Below are 16,881 nucleotides of genomic sequence, written 5' to 3'. Positions count from 1 at the left end.
CAGCTTGACTCAGTTTATTTAGCGCCTAAGCTTCGTTTTCGTCGATACCAGCTCAACAGATAACATAACGAAACTAGTGCCCCCATAAAAATAAAGGATTGAACTAAGGGCATAAAATTATACCCACTAAACCCCGTGACCCAATATTTAATGAAATCAGTGTTAATGTGTGCCATTGGCAGGGCATAAGCAATTTTTTGCCCCCAGACAGGCAATTGATCAGGTTGAACACCCATCATGCCAGACATTCCCATCAGGGCAAAATAAACCGTCATCGTAATAGCGTAAGTTGTCCCAAACTTTTTCAGCAAAGCACCAACCGAATAAGCAAACACAAATAATAAGGTAGCCAATAGATAATAACAAAAGATAAAAATCAAAAAAGAACTTAATTTAGGCAGTAAAATATGATTCACCCAAACCATGACAGCACCATATAAAATAGCAGAACAGGTGATAACCAAATAATGAATAACGATTTTGGCCAGTAAGATATCACGCTCACGAAAATTAAACAATTCCATTCTTGCCAACACACCCTGTTCGGCTTCTTGACTAAAGAGAGCGGGAAAACTAACCAACATAATCGACATTGGAATAATCAAAGACGTTACAATGGCAACACTGGTTCCTACACTAGCTTGTTGAGAATCCGGCACCGTCTTCGTGATGGTCGCCACTAACAATGTTCCCATCAACATCGGAAACACAATACCAAAAAATGGCGTGAAAAAATTAGTCATGGTGTTGATTGCTTCATATTTTAACAACCCTTTAAATGTTGACTTACCCATGAGACACCTCCTCAGAACCTTTAGCATTCAACGTCATAATCTCAATGTCATTGTTACGTCGTTTGTAATTAATGTTCGATTGAATGCAGAGATTGACAATTTTACGCTCATCTTCCTGATTGTGACAAGCCAAAGCCAACACCTGCGAAGGAGCCTTCAATTGACGATACTCACCAAAAAAAGTTTTGGTGACAGGCGTGTCTTCCACTGTAATAACTGAGTAGCCACAGTACTGACTAAATAACTCTTCCAACCTTCCAAACGCTACGACCCGTCCCTTATCTAAAAGCAATAACTTATTCGTCAATTTCTCTAACTCATCGTAATAGTGAGACACCACACACAAGGTACCAGAGCGTTGACTGTACCAATTTGTCAACTTAGTCATCAATATTTGCCGTGTTTCAAAATCCAGACCAGAGGACACTTCATCAAAAAAGGTTAAGTCTGCCTTTTGCAACATCACTAAAATTAATGTCAAGCGTTGTTTCTGACCGCCTGATAATTTATTGAAACGCTTGGCCAAACACTTGTCAAAATCAAAATAAGCAATAAGTTCTTGAAGCTCCTTGTTTGCCTTAAGCTTAGTTCCCAAAATAGTCTCCATAATTAATTTGACTGACACATTATTCGAATAACTATTTTCTTGTAGGTGAACCGCCATATCTCGCGGTGTAAGATTGGTTTGGATGTCACCTTTATAAGGAACAATCCCCAACAAGCTATTGATTAAAGTCGATTTTCCTGCACCATTTGAGCCGATAATGCCGATGCGGTCATTTTCTTCAAACCTGATTTCCTGATCTATCTCCAGTGCAACGTTTTGACCAAAAGTCACTGATAATTTTTTGATTGTTAACATATACCATTCCCCCTCTTTCTAATATCAGTCTCTCATCATCATGTGAATCTCAGATGAAGTTGCTGTGAATCATCAGAAAAGCTGAACGGGTCGTGAAACTGGAGCCAAACTACGATATAGAAAAAGTTTTATCCTTTGCGATAACGTCAGAAATGGATAGTCGCAACGACACTGTTTCGATTACTGTTGGCAAGCGTAACACGCAAACCTAAAAGCTCTGCATACTGGGCCACCAAATATAACCCCAGTCCATGCCCCTTCCTCTTTTGAGGCGGTCTAACGAAAGGCTCAAATAATTTTTCTAACCACGTTTCATCTAATTGACAGCCATCATTTTCAATTATCAACTTAGATGCTTTGGTGTAAATTCTAATTTTTTGCTGGCTATCCGTATAGTTACAAGCATTACTCAGTAGGTTTTCAACTATCTGCTCAAAATAAATAGGGTCTGTATTGATTAGCATTTCAGGATCAATGTCGCTTTTAAGCTCTAGGCTTTTTTTCTCAAACAAAACAGCTTGCTGCGCTATCAAAGGTTGGACCATCGCCGCTAATGTCACTGAAACCAGTTGTGGCTCTGCTTTAACTCGTTGATCAATCAGCAAAATTTCGTTGATAATCTGCTCCATCGAACGTAACGTCTCTTTAACCTCAGGCAAATAGCGCGCGGTTTCTCGATACTTACCGACTTCTCCAATCATCCCTTCCACAAGTAATAACGCTCCCGTCACGGGCGTTTTTAATTGATGCGACGAGGCTTTTAAAAATACTCCTTGGCGCTGATTCTGCGTAGCCAACTGGCTCTTTTGATGTTCCAAGGTGGCATATAGAGCCACTAAATCAGCTTCCAGTTGTTGATACTCATCCCGAACACCTTCGCTTACCTCAGTCAACTCATAACGGCCCTTCTTCATGTCCTCCATCAGATTGGAAACTTTCTTTAAAGGCCTAATTAGGAGATAAGCAAGAATCCCTGTGGCTAAACTAATAATTACCAAAAGTACGGTCACAATCATCGGCAAACTCCCATAAATCACCTGATTTAATTGCGTCATTTTAGGCGTCATGGCGGCCGCCATCACAAGGTGAAGCTTTTTCTGCTCACTCGTTAAGCCAAGATAAGTCGAATACCTATTATGATTATCAGAGACCTTGGCCTCCACAATGAATTGTTGATCTGTTACTCGATGAACGTTAGCTCCTCCCTCTACTTGAAACACCTCTTGATAGTTCTGATTCGTATCCTTGACCTTAAGCGTGATTAAGTCTGAATCCCATTTTTGTAGCAACTCCTTTTGAGTCAGCAATGCTTTGCCTCGTTCAATCAAGTCAGCCACCTGAGCATCAAGTTCTTTTTCCGTTAGATTTTGTATGTCAGCTATCAAGTCGTACAACTCTTTGACCAATCCTTGCAAATCAGGATCAGTGACATCCAACTCAATCGTCGAATAGGCGAGATTAATGACGATTTTAGACGAACCTTCTATCAATGTCATACTTGCAATGCTATTCGGGGTTTCAAATTGATTGAGAGCCTGACTAATCTGCTGATCATCACCAGATAATTGCAACACTTGAATTGACTTCAATGTATTCACTCGATCTGTTTCAATCTGTTTTGCATACAGCTGAGACAACATCAACATAAAATAGAGCAGGATTAGCAACGCTGCTAAACCAACTACGCCAAAACTATAAAAAAATAAGCGTTTCCTAATAGTCATACCTCACCTTCCTCATAACAAATATACACTTACTCCATGAATCGTTCGTGAATTTCAGATGAATCAACGAGGGTCATATTGATAACCTAAACCAATGACCGTTTTTATCAGATTTTCTGGTAGCTTTTTGCGAATATTTTTAATATGAGCGTCAATAATTCGATCATTTGGATAATAATCATCTGCAAAAACCTGGGTCAACAACTGCTCTCTTGTAAAAACTTGAGTCGGATGCTGATACAATAATTGAAAAAGTAAATATTCTGTTACCGTAAACTGCAACGATTGATCATTAAACCAAACCTCATAAGACAACTCTCGAAGTTCGATCCCTTTCGTTGTCCCACGCTCTTTAGGCACTTGCTTTCGCCGTAGAACAGCTTCCATCCGCTTTAATAATAAAATCGGTGAAAAAGGCTTCGTAATGTAATCATCTGCGAACAAATTAAAGGCGTTGATCTGAGTTCCTTCATCTTCTAAAGCAGAGAGCATAATAACCGGGGGCGAAAACTCTTGTTGATGAAGATAAGCCAATATCTCCAAGCCGCTGATTCCTGGCACCATAATGTCCAATATTGCCAGATCAAACTCTGATTCTTTCAATAGGGTTAAAGCCCCCTCCCCATCACTCGCGTGAGTCACAAGATACCCTTTCATCTTCATGTATTCCATCGTGACACTTGCGATGGTTACATCATCTTCTAAATACAATACCTTCAGTTCGATGCTAATTCCTCCATCTAAGCAAAAACCCCCAGCGATCGCAATCACTGGGGGTTTCAGTTATATTATTTAGTATACTGTTCAACTAGAGCAACAACTTCATCTGCCGTATCACAATCGTTGATTGCTTTTTCAGCCAATTCCGCCATTTTAGTTGTATCTAAACGTTTCATTAAGCTACGTGTTTTCAAGATGCTTGTGGCACTCATTGAAAACTCATCTAGACCTAAACCAACTAGCAGTGGCACAGCTGTTTGATCCCCAGCCATTTCACCACACATACCAGCCCATTTGCCTTCAGCGTGAGCTGCATCAATGACGTTTTTAAGTAAACGCAAGATAGCCGGGTTGTATGGTTGGTACAAGTAAGAAACGCGCTCATTCATTCGGTCAGCAGCCATTGTGTATTGAATCAAATCGTTAGTACCAACGCTGAAGAAGTCAACTTCTTTAGCGAATTTGTCTGCAATCACAGCCGCAGCTGGAATCTCGATCATGATACCGACTTGAATTTCATCTGATACAGCAATGCCTTCTGCCGTTAATTTAGCTTTTTCATCTTCCAAGAGAGCTTTCGCTTCTCTAAACTCTTGCAACGTGGCAATCATTGGGAACATGATGCGAAGCGGTCCATGTACTGAGGCACGTAAAAGCGCCCGTAACTGCGTACGGAACATTTCATCTTCAGCCAAACAAATACGAATCGCACGGTAGCCCAAGAATGGGTTCATTTCGTGTGGTAATGTTAAGTAAGGCAATTCTTTGTCGCCACCGATGTCCATTGTCCGAACGACAACAGGTTTACCATCCATGCCTTCTAAAACTGCTTTGTAGGCTTTGTACTGATCTTCTTCCGTTGGGAAATCTGGTGAGTCCATGTATAGGAATTCTGTCCGGTATAAACCGATCGCCTCCGCACCATTATTTCTTACACCGTCAAGATCTTTTGGTGTGCCGATGTTGGCCGCAAGTTCAATGTGTTTGCCATCAGTAGTGACAGTTTCAGCATGTTTCAGCTTTTCCCATTCTGCTTTTTGTGCAGCAAACTCAGCGCCTTTCGCGTCAACAGCTTGTTTTTGTTCATCTGTTGGATGAATAAAAACTTCGCCATCGATACCATTTACAGCAAGGATATCCCCTTCAGCAACCTTAGCCGTAATATCCATGGTTCCAACAATCGCTGGAATTTCAAGAGAACGAGCCATGATAGCTGAGTGAGACGTACGTCCACCAATATCGGTAACAAATGCTTTCACAAAACGACGATCTAATTGTGCTGTATCACTTGGTGTTAAGTCATGAGCGACGACAACAACTTCTTCATCAATCATTGACGGGTTTGGTAATTTCACACCCAACAAGTGGCTTAAAACACGTTTAGTGACGTCTTTAATGTCTGCGGCACGTTCTTGCATGTAAGGATTATCTTCCATGGCTTCAAACATCCCAATGAACATATCTGTAACTTCTGTTAAACCAGCCTCAGCATTCGTTTTTTTATCGCGAATACTTGTTTCAATGCTGCCGATCATTTCTGGATCAGACAACACCATTAAGTGAGCGTCAAAGACTTGTGCTTCTTCTTCACCTAATGTTTCAGCTGCTTTATTACGAATTGCTTGCAATTCTTCCGTTGATTTAGCTAAAGCATCGTTTAAACGAGCTAATTCCCCATCAGAATCTTCAACTGTCTTTTTGGAAAATGACAAATCAGGCTGCATCAACAAATATGCTTTTGCAATCGCAACACCATCACTTGCCGCAATCCCTTTTAGCATCGCCATTATTCAGACAAGCCTTCTTTTGTCATTGTTTCAACGATAGCTGCTAAAGCTTCTGTTTCATCAGCACCTTCGATTGAAATAGTGACGTCAGCACCTTGGCCTACACCAAGAGACATAACACCCATAATTGATTTTAAGTTTACTGATTTGCCTTTATACTCCAAGTTAATATCAGAGTTAAATTTGCTAGCAGTTTGAACCAGTAAAGTTGCAGGACGCGCGTGAATCCCTGTATCAGCTACAATGTGAAAATCTTTTTTTTCCATAAGAATCGTTCTCCTTTGAGTATGTTTTTGTTTAATCGAGGGTTTTACTTAAAGTCTTTCATGGACTAAAATTAGAACTTTAATTATTTACCCTTTCAATTGTAAAGATTACCATTTTTTTGGCATAGTTACAACATTTTTATATTCTTTGACTAAGTTTCACGTAATATTTTCATATTTTTACATTTCTTTCAGAAATCTGTAAACAATTCGACCGTTTAATCCCGCTTCTCCAACAATCTCTTTTCTCTGTGGATGAGCCAACCACGCCTCACGAAAAACAAGAAAATCTGCCTGCTCCACAATTACCTCCTGAAGGTCACCAAGAACCAGCTGCTTCAACTGTTCTTCATAAGGATTTACAATCATATTTTTCACCTCCTGATAAAAAAACTGTTACATCGCTTAACTTTGCGCCTAAATCCCTATTGCCAATTGTTCGTTTAGACAAAAGCAATATCTCCCCCGTTACACCTCTTAGTTTAGCACATATATGGTTATTTTATAATCAAAATTTAGCATTATTCCCCAGAATAATGATTTCAGCTTCCCTTTACCTCCTCGCATTTTCTGAAAAAGTGAGTTCAACCATTTTTTTGACAGATATCCAATCACATTTCTTGATTGTCCTCTAAAAAATGTTATAATAAAACAAAGGTCAAAATAGGTCAACCTTATTTTCACTAACTATTACTGACTAGTTAGGGGCTAATTAATTTAAAGTCAACTTTAGTCAGACAACTACTCAAAGGATGTGAGCAAGATATGTTATGCCAAAAATGTCAAAAAAATGAAGCCTCCATTCATCTCTATGCAAATGTTGGTGGCGAACGCAAACAATTAGATTACTGCCAAAGTTGTTACCAAGAACTAAAAGCACAACAACAAGGTCAACATAAAATGGCAGCCAACCAGGATCCCTACGGATTTAGTTCAATCGATGACTGGTTCCGCGCCCTCTCTCAACAAATGGGAGCACAAGAAACAAGCCGATTAACGCCTCAACAAGGCGGTGCTGGCATGCCGCCAAGAGGACCTCAAGGTGGCAAACGAACGCTCTTAGATGAATATGGTTTAAACCTGACAGAACAAGCGAGAGCCGGGAAAATAGACCCTGTTATTGGTCGCGATAAAGAAATTACTCGCGTCATTGAAATTCTTAACCGCCGGACAAAAAACAATCCGGTATTAATCGGTGAGCCTGGTGTAGGTAAAACCGCTGTTGCCGAGGGCTTAGCTTTGATGATTGCCAGTGGTGATATTCCGCAAAAACTAGCTGACAAAGAAGTGATTCAACTCGATGTGGTTTCCTTAGTTCAAGGAACGGGAATACGTGGCCAATTTGAAGAACGGATGCAACAATTGATGGCCGAGGTTCAAAATGATAAACGAATCATTCTCTTTATCGATGAAGTACATGAATTAGTTGGTGCAGGTAGTGCCGGAGATGGCAACATGGATGCTGGTAATATCTTAAAACCCGCCCTTGCCCGTGGTGAGCTGCAGATGGTTGGCGCAACAACACTCAACGAATACCGCATTATCGAAAAAGACGCTGCTTTGGAACGCCGTTTACAACCCGTTCAAGTCAGCGAACCGACGCAAGAAGAAACCATTAAAATTTTACAAGGCATTCAGAAACGTTACGAAGATTATCACCATGTCAAATATACCGACGAAGCCATTAATAGCGCCGTCACGTTATCAAGCCGCTACATCCAAGATCGCTTCTTGCCAGACAAGGCCATCGACTTATTGGATGAAACTGGTTCTAAAAAGAATTTAACAATCCAGACCATGGATCCAAAAGTTATTGAAGAACGACTCCAAGAAGCAGAAAAACAAAAACAAGTGGCTTCAGTCGAAGAAGACTACGAAAAAGCTGCTTACTATCGTGATCAAGTTGCTAAGTTAACGGCTCTGAAAGAAAAACAAGTCAGTGACGAAGACATGCCAATCGTTACAGAAAAAGATATGGAAAAAGTGGTTGAAATGCAAACGGGCATTCCAGTCGGTGAATTAAAAGAAAAAGAACAAACTCAGTTGAAGAGCTTAGCTGAAGATTTGCGTCAACATGTTATCGGCCAGAACGAAGCCGTTGACAAAGTTGCCAAAGCGATTCGCCGCAATCGTGTTGGTCTCAACAAAAAGAATCGACCAATCGGTTCCTTCCTATTCGTCGGACCAACTGGAGTCGGTAAAACAGAATTGGCTAAACAATTAGCGCTGGAAATGTTTGGTTCTGCTGAGACCATGATTCGATTTGATATGAGTGAATTTATGGAAAAACACAGCGTGGCAAAACTAATCGGTGCCCCTCCAGGTTATGTCGGTTACGATGAAGCTGGACAGCTTACCGAGCAAGTTCGCCGGAACCCTTATAGTTTAATTCTCTTAGATGAAGTCGAAAAAGCTCATCCCGATGTGCTACACATGTTCCTACAAATTCTCGAAGATGGCCGGCTAACTGATTCTCAAGGTCGGACAGTCAGCTTTAAAGACACTTTGATCATCATGACCAGCAATGCTGGCACCAGTAATGTTGAAGCAAACGTCGGCTTTGGTGCAAGTCGTGAAGACAAATCCACGGCCATACTAGATCGTTTAGATCAATATTTCAAACCAGAATTCCTTAACCGTTTTGACGGAATTATTGAATTCCAGTCCCTTACAAAAGAAAGTCTCTTAACCATTGTTGATTTAATGTTAAATGAAGTTAACAGAATGTTAGCCGACCAACATCTCCACATCAATGTAACCCAAGCGGTTAAAGAGAAACTAGTTGATTTAGGCTATGATCCTGCTATGGGTGCCCGCCCACTTCGTCGGGTCATTCAAGAACAACTGGAAGACAATATCGCCGAGTTCTATCTAGACAATCCAACGGTTAAAGAGCTACAAGCCGTCATTGACGATGAGGGAAATATCGCCGTTCTTCAAGAAGAAACCATCATCATTACGGAAGACGTCACTGGCTAATCGTCACCACTCAATAAAGTGGCAACTGCAAACACCTAGGGGCTTGTAGTTGCCACTTTTTTTGATAACGTCTTAATTTGTGAAGTTCTCCAGGAAATCGTTAGATAATCAACTCATGGCAAGCCGCTAGCCTCACAAGTTATTTCGATATTACGATTAATTCTCTTAAATTCCATTTTAACAATAAAAAAAGCGCTTTTTTCGTAAAAAAAAGAGGCAGATATCTTTGAATTATTGTCACAAAAGCGTTATACTATCTTTAAGACAATCTTAATAGAATCAGAAAGCTTAACCTTAAGTGTTCCGATTGTAAATTGAATATGTGAGGTGAGAGACATGAAACTGATTGACGTAACCAACAGCTATCCCGATTTAGTTAATAAACAATTAGAAAATACCGATGCGAATTTTATTAAAGTATTTACCCTTGGGAAATCCTCCGTCATCTATACAGAAGCCCCTACTCATAAAGAAATTCTGATTACAAATAAACAACGCAACATAAAAAAAGATGAAGTAGAAACCGTTCTGAGACGTTTAGTCAAGGATCCTAATGACAAAGATTCTTTAAGTATTATCAAGCTAGATGGCATTGTTGAGATATCCATCCCAATACCTTCAAAAGCTGAAAAAGTGGCAGAAGCATAAATCATCAATTTTGATGAGTCAACAAAAGACGAGAAATCAACTATTTCTCGTCTTTTATTGACTTATTTTTTCTTTTTAGCCACCAGCAAAAAACGCTCCTCTGAACTGGCTATTTTACCGGTTTCTCTAACTTCTCGTTCCAATTGCCACAAAATCTCAACATGAGTTTCAACTGTAAAATTAGGAAACTCCCATGGTATCACTTTAGCATAATAAACAAAAGCCCCTACATCCAAAAAAGCAAAAGGTAAGGTCACTTTCTCAGACATCAGTAACTCAAAACCTTGTTGACAAAGAGCTTCACTCATATGAGTTAAATTAACCTCAGAAAACATCATGGTCTTATTCGAATTGATCAATTGACGTAAGCGTCGATTATTACCCGCTCCGACTTGTTGAGTAATAAACAGCCCCCCTGGCTTTAATACCCGCCAAACCTCTCTTTCATCAAATGACTCGTGACGATTAAACACCAGATCAAATTTAGCATCTGGAAAATGTAACTGATCATCTTCCCCAACCAGTTGTACTTGAACCCCTAAAGGAACAAGACGTCTCCGAAGTAACTCATAATTCGGCAACCAGCCTTCCGTCACGGCCGTTTGATTAAAGGGATGTGCCAAACTCAATAAAAATTCTCCACCACCTGTCCCCATATCCAACAACTCATCTGTCGGCCGGAGAGAGCCTTTCACTATTTCAGCCACGTTCCAAGGCGTTTCACTCACTTCCCAACGTCCATTTAAATGAGAAAAGTCCCATCCTGTAAAGCCCTGCTTTTCTTCTAGTTGCCACCTGTTTATCGCGTGTTCTTTTGACAGCATCTGTTTCATTCCCTTCAATTTTATTCAATAAAATAGAATGGAACAACGACTGGACAAAATGTTCTTACTCGGGTCAGCTTTGCCCATTTACCATCGCTGTTCCGAGAATTTACTTCGTTCTTGTCTCACCACAGTCACCCTTTCACGCTTCTTTAACTGAGTTTACCATATTTTAAAGTCTCCTCGCAAAAAAAATAAAGAGATTATCACTTTACTTCTGGAACATACGTTCGTATAATAGAGACAGATGAGTATAAATTGGAGGTAAACAAATGAATGATCAACGCTACGATAAAGAACCTCGACGAGATATCCTATGTATTGACATGAAAAGCTTTTACGCCTCGATTGAATGTGTCGAGCGTCACTTACCACCACTTGACACCATGTTAGTCGTCATGAGTAATGCTGAAAATACAGGAGGGCTTGTTTTAGCCTCCTCTCCAGCTGCCAAGGAACGTTTAGGGATATCCAATGTCACACGAAAATTTGATGTCCCTAATCACTCTGATTTACTGATTGTCCCACCACGGATGGCACTCTACATAAAAAAGAACATGGAAATAGCAGAAATCATTCGCCGCTTTGCTGCCGATGAAGATTTTTATTGTTATTCAGTTGATGAATTTTTTATTGATATTACTGAAAGTTACCATCTTTTTGGTAAAACTGTGTACGATGTCGCAAAGCTAATAAAAGAAACGATTTTATCAGAAACACAACTTTATTGCACCATCGGTATTGGCGACAATCCCTTGTTGGCTAAAGTTGCTTTAGACATCGAAGCCAAGCACAATCTAGACTTTATCGCCACATGGCGCTACGAAGACGTGCCGGAAACCCTTTGGAAAATTTCCCCGATGACCGATATGTGGGGAATCGGACAGCGGACAGCTAAAACTCTACATAAAATGGGGATTACCTCAGTTTATGAACTAGCCAAAACGGAGCAGTCCCGAATGAAAGAGCGACTCGGGATGCTAGGCGAACAATTATGGGCACATGCCTGGGGAGTCGATCGCAGTCGCTTATCAGAGCGATACAACCCGATTGAAAAATCTTATAATAACTCCCAAGTGCTAATGGAAGATTACACTAACCGAGAAGACATTGAAGTTGTCATTCGTGAAATGGCAGACCAAGTCGCAGCTCGTTTAAGAAAGCACCATTGCCAAACAGAATGCATTCATCTTTTTGTTGGTTTTGCTCAGGAAGACCCAGATGGGCAACGACATTTTTCACGACAAATGAAGATCCCCATGACAAATCAAAGTCTCGAATTGGCAAATTATTGCCTGATTTTATTTCATAAGCACTGGCGTGGTCAAACACTTCGCCATTTAGGGCTTTCCTATTCAAAATTAGTCTATCATACTGATATTCAGCTGGACCTTTTTCATGAGCCTGAAGAGCAACTTGGTAATCAGCGATTAGATTCCTTAGTCGACACTATCCGTCAAAGATACGGTTACACTGCGTTACTTCACGCTAACTCATTATTACCCGGTGGGACCGCTGTCGCCCGCAGCAGTTTAGTCGGCGGCCATGCCGGCGGATTGGAGGGGCTACAATGAACGAGCATTTTTTTGATAACTATCATGATCGCGGCATGAAAAAGTGGGCTGGCTTTTATTTATCAGAACACACCGCCATTATGGAAAAACTGAAATTAACGGAAATCCAGACGATTCCCCAAAAAGAACCTCAGTCGCCAGAGATAATCAGTCAACTAATAGAAACAGCGATTATCAAAGACTTGCCTATCTCTATTCAAAAAGAAGAAGTCGACCAAGAAGGCCACTACAAGCCAGATATTGCTGGCAAAATTTGTGGATATGACTCTCTGGGGATTTATGTCAACAATGAAAAAATTGAGTACGAAAATATTCGCCATATTTGTTTGACTAGCCACAAAAAATGGAGCACCTCTTAACAGACTTCCAGAACTTAAAACTAGCTTATTAAACATGCAGAAAATCTCTTCTTTTCTTGAACAATAAAATAACGAACGTCCCTTATTAGATAAATTAGTTATAGTTTTTTTAACGAGTTAAAAAGCATGATAAACACAACTATAGTATAATTTCTTCCTTTTACCAAGAATAAAGTATATAATCAACCAATATGTATCACTAACTAACATATTGGAGGAGATTTAATGAAAAAGATTCCTGTTATACACTTTATTCTAGGGGTAATTCGGATAATTGGTGACACTATTGGCAATAACCGTTCTAAAACCCAAAAAATTCTTAGCACTCTGCTGATTGGCGCAAGCGTGATTTTCTTAACTGCCTGTGGCACCGCTACTCTCAGCATCACTGATGACACAGTCGAAACAAATGAAGCCGGTTTAGCTCTGATTGAAGGTAAAGTTAACAATCAAGCAGAGCTGACCATCGATGGCTCGATTATTCCAACTGATAAGGGCCGCTTTAGTTACGATGTGCAACTGACTGAAGATATCGCCAAAAAAATCATTCTTACCACTCAGTATAAAAATGAAAAACAAAGCAAAACAGTCACAATTAAACCGTCCCAAGCTTTTGTTAAGCACCTTGCTAAGGAAGAAAAACGATTAGCCTCCGAAGCAAAAGAACAGGCTGAAAAAGAAAAAAGAGCCAAAGAAATAGCCGCAGCCGAAACAGCCGTGGTAATGGCTGAGACAACACCTGTTCAAGAAAATTATGACAAAGCCTTCACCCTTGTTCAATCTCTCACATCTGAAAAAAGTGACTTTGAAAAGCGGTTGGAAAAAGTTAAACAAACCATTCAATTGGCGACAGAAAAAGCGGAAAAAACCAAAGAAGCCGAAACTGCTCTGGCTGTTGCTGAAAGTCAACCAACAAAAAATCATTATGAAGCAGCTAAACTTGCCATTGCTGCTGTCCCTGATGAAACTGGCAACCTTGCTACACGTTTAGATAATGTCAATGCAACCATTCTAGCAGCTGAGCAAGAAGTCGCACGTCAAGCTCAAGCAGAGGCCCAGATTAGCTCTTTAGCAGAAACTGGTGGCACTCAAGAAGGTAGTGGCATCACGGAAATGGTGTATGTCACACCGACTGGCGCAAAATATCATGCAAGAAAATGTGGCAATGGCACTTACACACAAGCCTCTATGGAACAAGCCTTAAGTAGGGGGCTGGAGCCCTGCTCTAAATGCTTCTGACCATCAAAAAGCCCTTGCCAAAATCGCAAGGGCTTTTAACTTATCTAAACATAGTTTCAGCTGCTTTCGCCAAGACTTTTGGGTCTCGATTGTAAGGTGTCACTGGGCAGATTTCTTTATCGATATTGAACAATTCATAAACAGCTATCCGCGCTGCTCTCACAGAATATTCTTCTGTAAAGACCATGTCCTTAGGGATTTCCACAAATTGACTAATCATCGCAAAATTAGTACTTCCTTCAGGTACAACTTGAGGACGATCTACCATAGCTCGCGGTTGGAATTGGGCATCGATATAAGGCATGTAGCAAGGAATCACATTGACGATATCCTTCTTAAGCTCATCCCATTCTTCCTGCCAATGCATTTGACAGACCCACTCATAAAGAATCTCCTCACCTGTACATTCTTTCATTGGCTTTTTAACATAATCGCCAATTTTATCTGGATACAAACCGTATCCCCAGAAAATAGTCGTATCCAATGTTTGAGTTTTAAAATGGGGTTGCGCCGCCACCACAGTGCTCATCAACCAATTTGAATCTCGCAAAGTCATCAACGCGCCACTCCCTGGAATATTGCCAGAGAACGCTTCGATCTTCTTGAGTAGTCTGTCGCCACGGCAAGTAACAGTAAAACTCTGCCAATTCGTTTCGTCTTCATGACCAAAGAAAGGCTCTGGATTTCCCAGATTATCTTTTTTCTTGGAAATTTTATACCACAACTCGCCAGAAATCGGACGTTCTTCTGGTTTTGGTGCTGGTGTTGACCAGTCCCCTTCCGTTGTACTATCTGTCATACAGGCGTTGGTCATCATGACCACATCGTCCTTTGCTAATTCAAGCTCGCGACCATCTTTAAAAAATAATTTTGTGGCAGTAATTCCTTTACCATCTTTAAACGCTATATCATCCACTGTTGCATTCGTTTCAAAGTTTACTTGATGCTTTTCTAAAAAGGCCTTAATCGGCAAAATCAAACTTTCATACTGATTGTAACGGGTTCGCGTCACCCCTTCCAGGGTATCAATCCGGCTAAACTCTAAAATCATGCGATTCATGTAGCGACGTAGTTCAAACAGACTACTCCATTTTTGAAAAGCAAACGTTGTCTGCCACATATACCAAAAGTTAGTCTCAAAGAAATGCTCATCAAACCAGTCATTAATTCGCATACCATCTAACTTTTCTTCAGGTGTAGCCAGCAATTTGGTCATCTTAAGACGATCGTTGTTGTCAAATCCCAGCGAATGAGCCGCTAAAATATTTCCATCGGCATCCACTAAACGAGCCTGAGCATGAGTCGGATGCAAGTGATCAAAATTCAAAATTTCTTCCGTCACACTTTGATTTGGAAACTCAAGTGATGGTATTGAAGCAAAAATATCCCAAAAATTTTCATAGGTCTCTTCATTTAACATCCGACCACCACGACATAAAAAGCCATCTGTCATCGTACCAGACCCATCATTACTACCACCTAAAATATCCATTCCTTCAAGAATATGAATATGTTTACCATCAAAGTTTGCATCACGAATTAAATAAGCCGCTCCGGCGAGACTCCCTAACCCACCCCCGATAAAGTACACTTGGCGATCACCATAATAGCGCGTCTTAACTTCTTCTTCAGCCTTTATCTGACGCTTGATTACCTGTTTTTCTGAGGCCTTTTTGACAGAATATACAGCTGCACCAGCTGACGCAGCCCCTAAAGTAAGGTATTTCCATTTAGTGTGTTTCATGTGGTTACCTCTTTCCTTGATTTGATACTCTTACTATACTGAGGAAAGGGGGAACTGTCTCTATACAAGGGGTGCTAACTGTCTAAACTTACGACAAAATCGGCTAATTGTCTAAAAAGGGAATCCCGCCTAATCCTATTCCCTTGAGAAAAGCCCTTCAGCCAATTCTTCTTCAAACCGTGCATTCGCTAGACGTTCAGTGTCTTTCGCTAAGCGAAACAATTGATGGCCAATACTGTCTGCACTCACTCTAGCCCCATCTTGTATCCACTCTATCACGACGCCACTACAACCATAAGAAAAGAATTTAGCATAAAATCGACGATCTGCCATGCTTACTAAGCCATTCTTATCCAACCGAGCAAACAACTCCAAAAACAAAGCAGTCGTCACACGTCCAAATACAACGGCAAAAGTATTGGGATCTGCAGTGACAGTATTTCGATAAAAGTTGTGATGGGTTTGAATGCTGTCAAGCATCAAACAAACTTGCGCCTCCCAATTATCTAACCGAACATCTCCACGCAAGTCTTTAAATGTTCGTTCTTGATAGATCCAAGCTAATAAGTCGTACTTATCAGTAAAATGATAATAAAAGGTCTGACGATTTAAGCCACATTTTTCAGTAATGTCGCTAATACTAATTTTCTCAAAACGCTTGTGTTGACAAAGCTCAATCACTGACTCGCTCAAAGCCGTTTTTGTAATAGTTGATTCTGACATATCCAAAACTCCTTAACATAGTTTCTCTCACCTGGATCGATCAAAAGTTCCTTGCTGATTAGTCCAGCAACGCTTCCTAATGATAGCTTACCATGAAATGGTGATTTTATTTCTCAAAATGAACAAAACTATGAAATTAATGGCCATAAGCATTTATTATCTAGGAATCTAGTAAGACGATATTTTCGCTCCTTGTTCACTTAATGGGTGCTTTTTGTTATAATGGTAAAAGGTTAGTAGATGACAGCCATCTTAAACCTGTAGTTCAATAACCCCAACTCTATTTCATGTGAATCCTCCAATTGTCATAAATAGAGATTGAACTACGCTATCCCTTAAAGATTTCTGTACACTAGGCTGTCACTTACAAACCGTACCACTAGGCCCCTATACCTAGTGGTATTATTTTACTCCCAGCGAGAAAAAACATTCCTTGCCATTTTGTTTATCGTTTACTAATCCTTTATTCTCACTAAATCTACTACCAATTGCGAGATGCTCATTCTCCAAAGAATGTTTCAAACTCACATTCTAAGTTCTGTCCTTAACGTGAACTCTAAAAAAAAAAATACATTGGAGCCTTGCTTTCTATCTGTATACATGTGGTTTTAATCAATTAATCCATGATTATAGTATTA

Annotated in this window: 15 protein-coding genes; 5 read left to right on the top strand and 10 right to left on the bottom strand. The window is 40.2% G+C overall.

The window, feature by feature from the left end:
- Nucleotides 1-14 precede the first annotated feature (14 nt).
- The 7 genes from I6N95_RS10735 to I6N95_RS10705 form a co-directional block, all read right to left on the bottom strand.
- Nucleotides 15-794, bottom strand: coding sequence for an ABC transporter permease (locus I6N95_RS10735; protein WP_209527468.1), 780 nt, complete (start codon nt 792-794; stop codon nt 15-17).
- Entirely contained in the window at nt 787-1,656 is an 870-nt protein-coding gene (locus tag I6N95_RS10730) for an ATP-binding cassette domain-containing protein (protein WP_209527466.1), read from the bottom strand. The genes I6N95_RS10735 and I6N95_RS10730 overlap by 8 nt, the downstream gene beginning before the upstream one ends.
- 146 nt (nt 1,657-1,802) lie before the next feature.
- Nucleotides 1,803-3,380 (bottom strand): sensor histidine kinase, encoded by a 1,578-nt coding sequence (locus I6N95_RS10725; protein ID WP_209527464.1) that lies wholly within the window; start codon nt 3,378-3,380, stop codon nt 1,803-1,805.
- A gap of 63 nt (nt 3,381-3,443) precedes the next feature.
- Entirely contained in the window at nt 3,444-4,091 is a 648-nt protein-coding gene (locus I6N95_RS10720; RefSeq protein WP_245249395.1) for a response regulator transcription factor, read from the bottom strand.
- A 77-nt stretch (nt 4,092-4,168) separates the two neighbouring features.
- Nucleotides 4,169-5,890: a phosphoenolpyruvate--protein phosphotransferase gene (gene ptsP, locus I6N95_RS10715; RefSeq protein ID WP_209527751.1), complete on the bottom strand. Its 1,722-nt coding sequence runs from the start codon at nt 5,888-5,890 to the stop codon at nt 4,169-4,171.
- Nucleotides 5,887-6,153, bottom strand: coding sequence for a phosphocarrier protein HPr (locus I6N95_RS10710; RefSeq protein ID WP_209527462.1), 267 nt, complete (start codon nt 6,151-6,153; stop codon nt 5,887-5,889). Before I6N95_RS10710 ends, ptsP begins: the two co-directional genes overlap by 4 nt.
- A 180-nt stretch (nt 6,154-6,333) precedes the next feature.
- A complete protein-coding gene (locus I6N95_RS10705) occupies nt 6,334-6,522 on the bottom strand; it encodes a hypothetical protein (protein WP_209527460.1) in 189 nt (62 codons plus the stop codon).
- 396 nt (nt 6,523-6,918) lie between these two features.
- Here I6N95_RS10705 and I6N95_RS10700 point away from each other — a divergent pair, with 396 nt between their 5' ends.
- Both I6N95_RS10700 and I6N95_RS10695 read left to right on the top strand, forming a co-directional pair.
- Nucleotides 6,919-9,132: an ATP-dependent Clp protease ATP-binding subunit gene (locus I6N95_RS10700; protein WP_209527458.1), complete on the top strand. Its 2,214-nt coding sequence runs from the start codon at nt 6,919-6,921 to the stop codon at nt 9,130-9,132.
- Between the two features lie 336 nt (nt 9,133-9,468).
- The gene (locus tag I6N95_RS10695) at nt 9,469-9,780 is read left to right on the top strand and encodes a DUF1827 family protein (RefSeq protein ID WP_209527456.1); all 312 of its coding nucleotides are present in this window, start codon (nt 9,469-9,471) and stop codon (nt 9,778-9,780) included.
- Between the two features lie 62 nt (nt 9,781-9,842).
- On the opposite strand, the gene I6N95_RS10690 is transcribed toward I6N95_RS10695, so the two are convergent.
- The gene (locus I6N95_RS10690; protein WP_209527454.1) at nt 9,843-10,604 is read right to left on the bottom strand and encodes a class I SAM-dependent methyltransferase; all 762 of its coding nucleotides are present in this window, start codon (nt 10,602-10,604) and stop codon (nt 9,843-9,845) included.
- 272 nt (nt 10,605-10,876) lie between these two features.
- On the opposite strand from I6N95_RS10690, the gene I6N95_RS10685 reads away from it, so the two are divergent.
- From I6N95_RS10685 to I6N95_RS10675, 3 genes are all read left to right on the top strand, one after another.
- Nucleotides 10,877-12,178, top strand: coding sequence for a Y-family DNA polymerase (locus I6N95_RS10685; protein WP_209527453.1), 1,302 nt, complete (start codon nt 10,877-10,879; stop codon nt 12,176-12,178).
- On the top strand, nt 12,175-12,537 hold the full coding sequence (locus tag I6N95_RS10680) for a hypothetical protein (RefSeq protein ID WP_209527451.1): 363 nt from the start codon (nt 12,175-12,177) through the stop codon (nt 12,535-12,537). Before I6N95_RS10685 ends, I6N95_RS10680 begins: the two co-directional genes overlap by 4 nt.
- A 225-nt stretch (nt 12,538-12,762) precedes the next feature.
- Entirely contained in the window at nt 12,763-13,776 is a 1,014-nt protein-coding gene (locus I6N95_RS10675) for a hypothetical protein (RefSeq protein WP_209527449.1), read from the top strand.
- A 40-nt stretch (nt 13,777-13,816) separates the two neighbouring features.
- On the opposite strand, the gene I6N95_RS10670 is transcribed toward I6N95_RS10675, so the two are convergent.
- Both I6N95_RS10670 and I6N95_RS10665 read right to left on the bottom strand, forming a co-directional pair.
- Nucleotides 13,817-15,520, bottom strand: coding sequence for an oleate hydratase (locus I6N95_RS10670; RefSeq protein ID WP_209527447.1), 1,704 nt, complete (start codon nt 15,518-15,520; stop codon nt 13,817-13,819).
- A gap of 135 nt (nt 15,521-15,655) precedes the next feature.
- The gene (locus I6N95_RS10665; protein ID WP_209527445.1) at nt 15,656-16,243 is read right to left on the bottom strand and encodes a TetR/AcrR family transcriptional regulator C-terminal domain-containing protein; all 588 of its coding nucleotides are present in this window, start codon (nt 16,241-16,243) and stop codon (nt 15,656-15,658) included.
- Between the last annotated feature and the right edge of the window lie 638 nt (nt 16,244-16,881).

The sequence above is a fragment of the Vagococcus allomyrinae genome (genome assembly GCF_017829975.1).
In the GTDB taxonomy this organism is placed as follows: domain Bacteria; phylum Bacillota; class Bacilli; order Lactobacillales; family Vagococcaceae; genus Vagococcus_D; species Vagococcus_D allomyrinae.
This window is presented reverse-complemented; position numbering and strand designations above follow the sequence as displayed.

Coding starts and splice junctions, on each gene's coding strand:
- I6N95_RS10735 (WP_209527468.1), bottom strand. CDS start 794: ATGGGTAAGTCAACATTTAAAGGGTTGTTAAAATATGAAGCAATCAAC.
- I6N95_RS10730 (WP_209527466.1), bottom strand. CDS start 1,656: ATGTTAACAATCAAAAAATTATCAGTGACTTTTGGTCAAAACGTTGCA.
- I6N95_RS10725 (WP_209527464.1), bottom strand. CDS start 3,380: ATGACTATTAGGAAACGCTTATTTTTTTATAGTTTTGGCGTAGTTGGT.
- I6N95_RS10710 (WP_209527462.1), bottom strand. CDS start 6,153: ATGGAAAAAAAAGATTTTCACATTGTAGCTGATACAGGGATTCACGCG.
- I6N95_RS10705 (WP_209527460.1), bottom strand. CDS start 6,522: ATGATTGTAAATCCTTATGAAGAACAGTTGAAGCAGCTGGTTCTTGGT.
- I6N95_RS10700 (WP_209527458.1), top strand. CDS start 6,919: ATGTTATGCCAAAAATGTCAAAAAAATGAAGCCTCCATTCATCTCTAT.
- I6N95_RS10695 (WP_209527456.1), top strand. CDS start 9,469: ATGAAACTGATTGACGTAACCAACAGCTATCCCGATTTAGTTAATAAA.
- I6N95_RS10690 (WP_209527454.1), bottom strand. CDS start 10,604: ATGCTGTCAAAAGAACACGCGATAAACAGGTGGCAACTAGAAGAAAAG.
- I6N95_RS10685 (WP_209527453.1), top strand. CDS start 10,877: ATGAATGATCAACGCTACGATAAAGAACCTCGACGAGATATCCTATGT.
- I6N95_RS10680 (WP_209527451.1), top strand. CDS start 12,175: ATGAACGAGCATTTTTTTGATAACTATCATGATCGCGGCATGAAAAAG.
- I6N95_RS10675 (WP_209527449.1), top strand. CDS start 12,763: ATGAAAAAGATTCCTGTTATACACTTTATTCTAGGGGTAATTCGGATA.
- I6N95_RS10670 (WP_209527447.1), bottom strand. CDS start 15,520: ATGAAACACACTAAATGGAAATACCTTACTTTAGGGGCTGCGTCAGCT.
- I6N95_RS10665 (WP_209527445.1), bottom strand. CDS start 16,243: ATGTCAGAATCAACTATTACAAAAACGGCTTTGAGCGAGTCAGTGATT.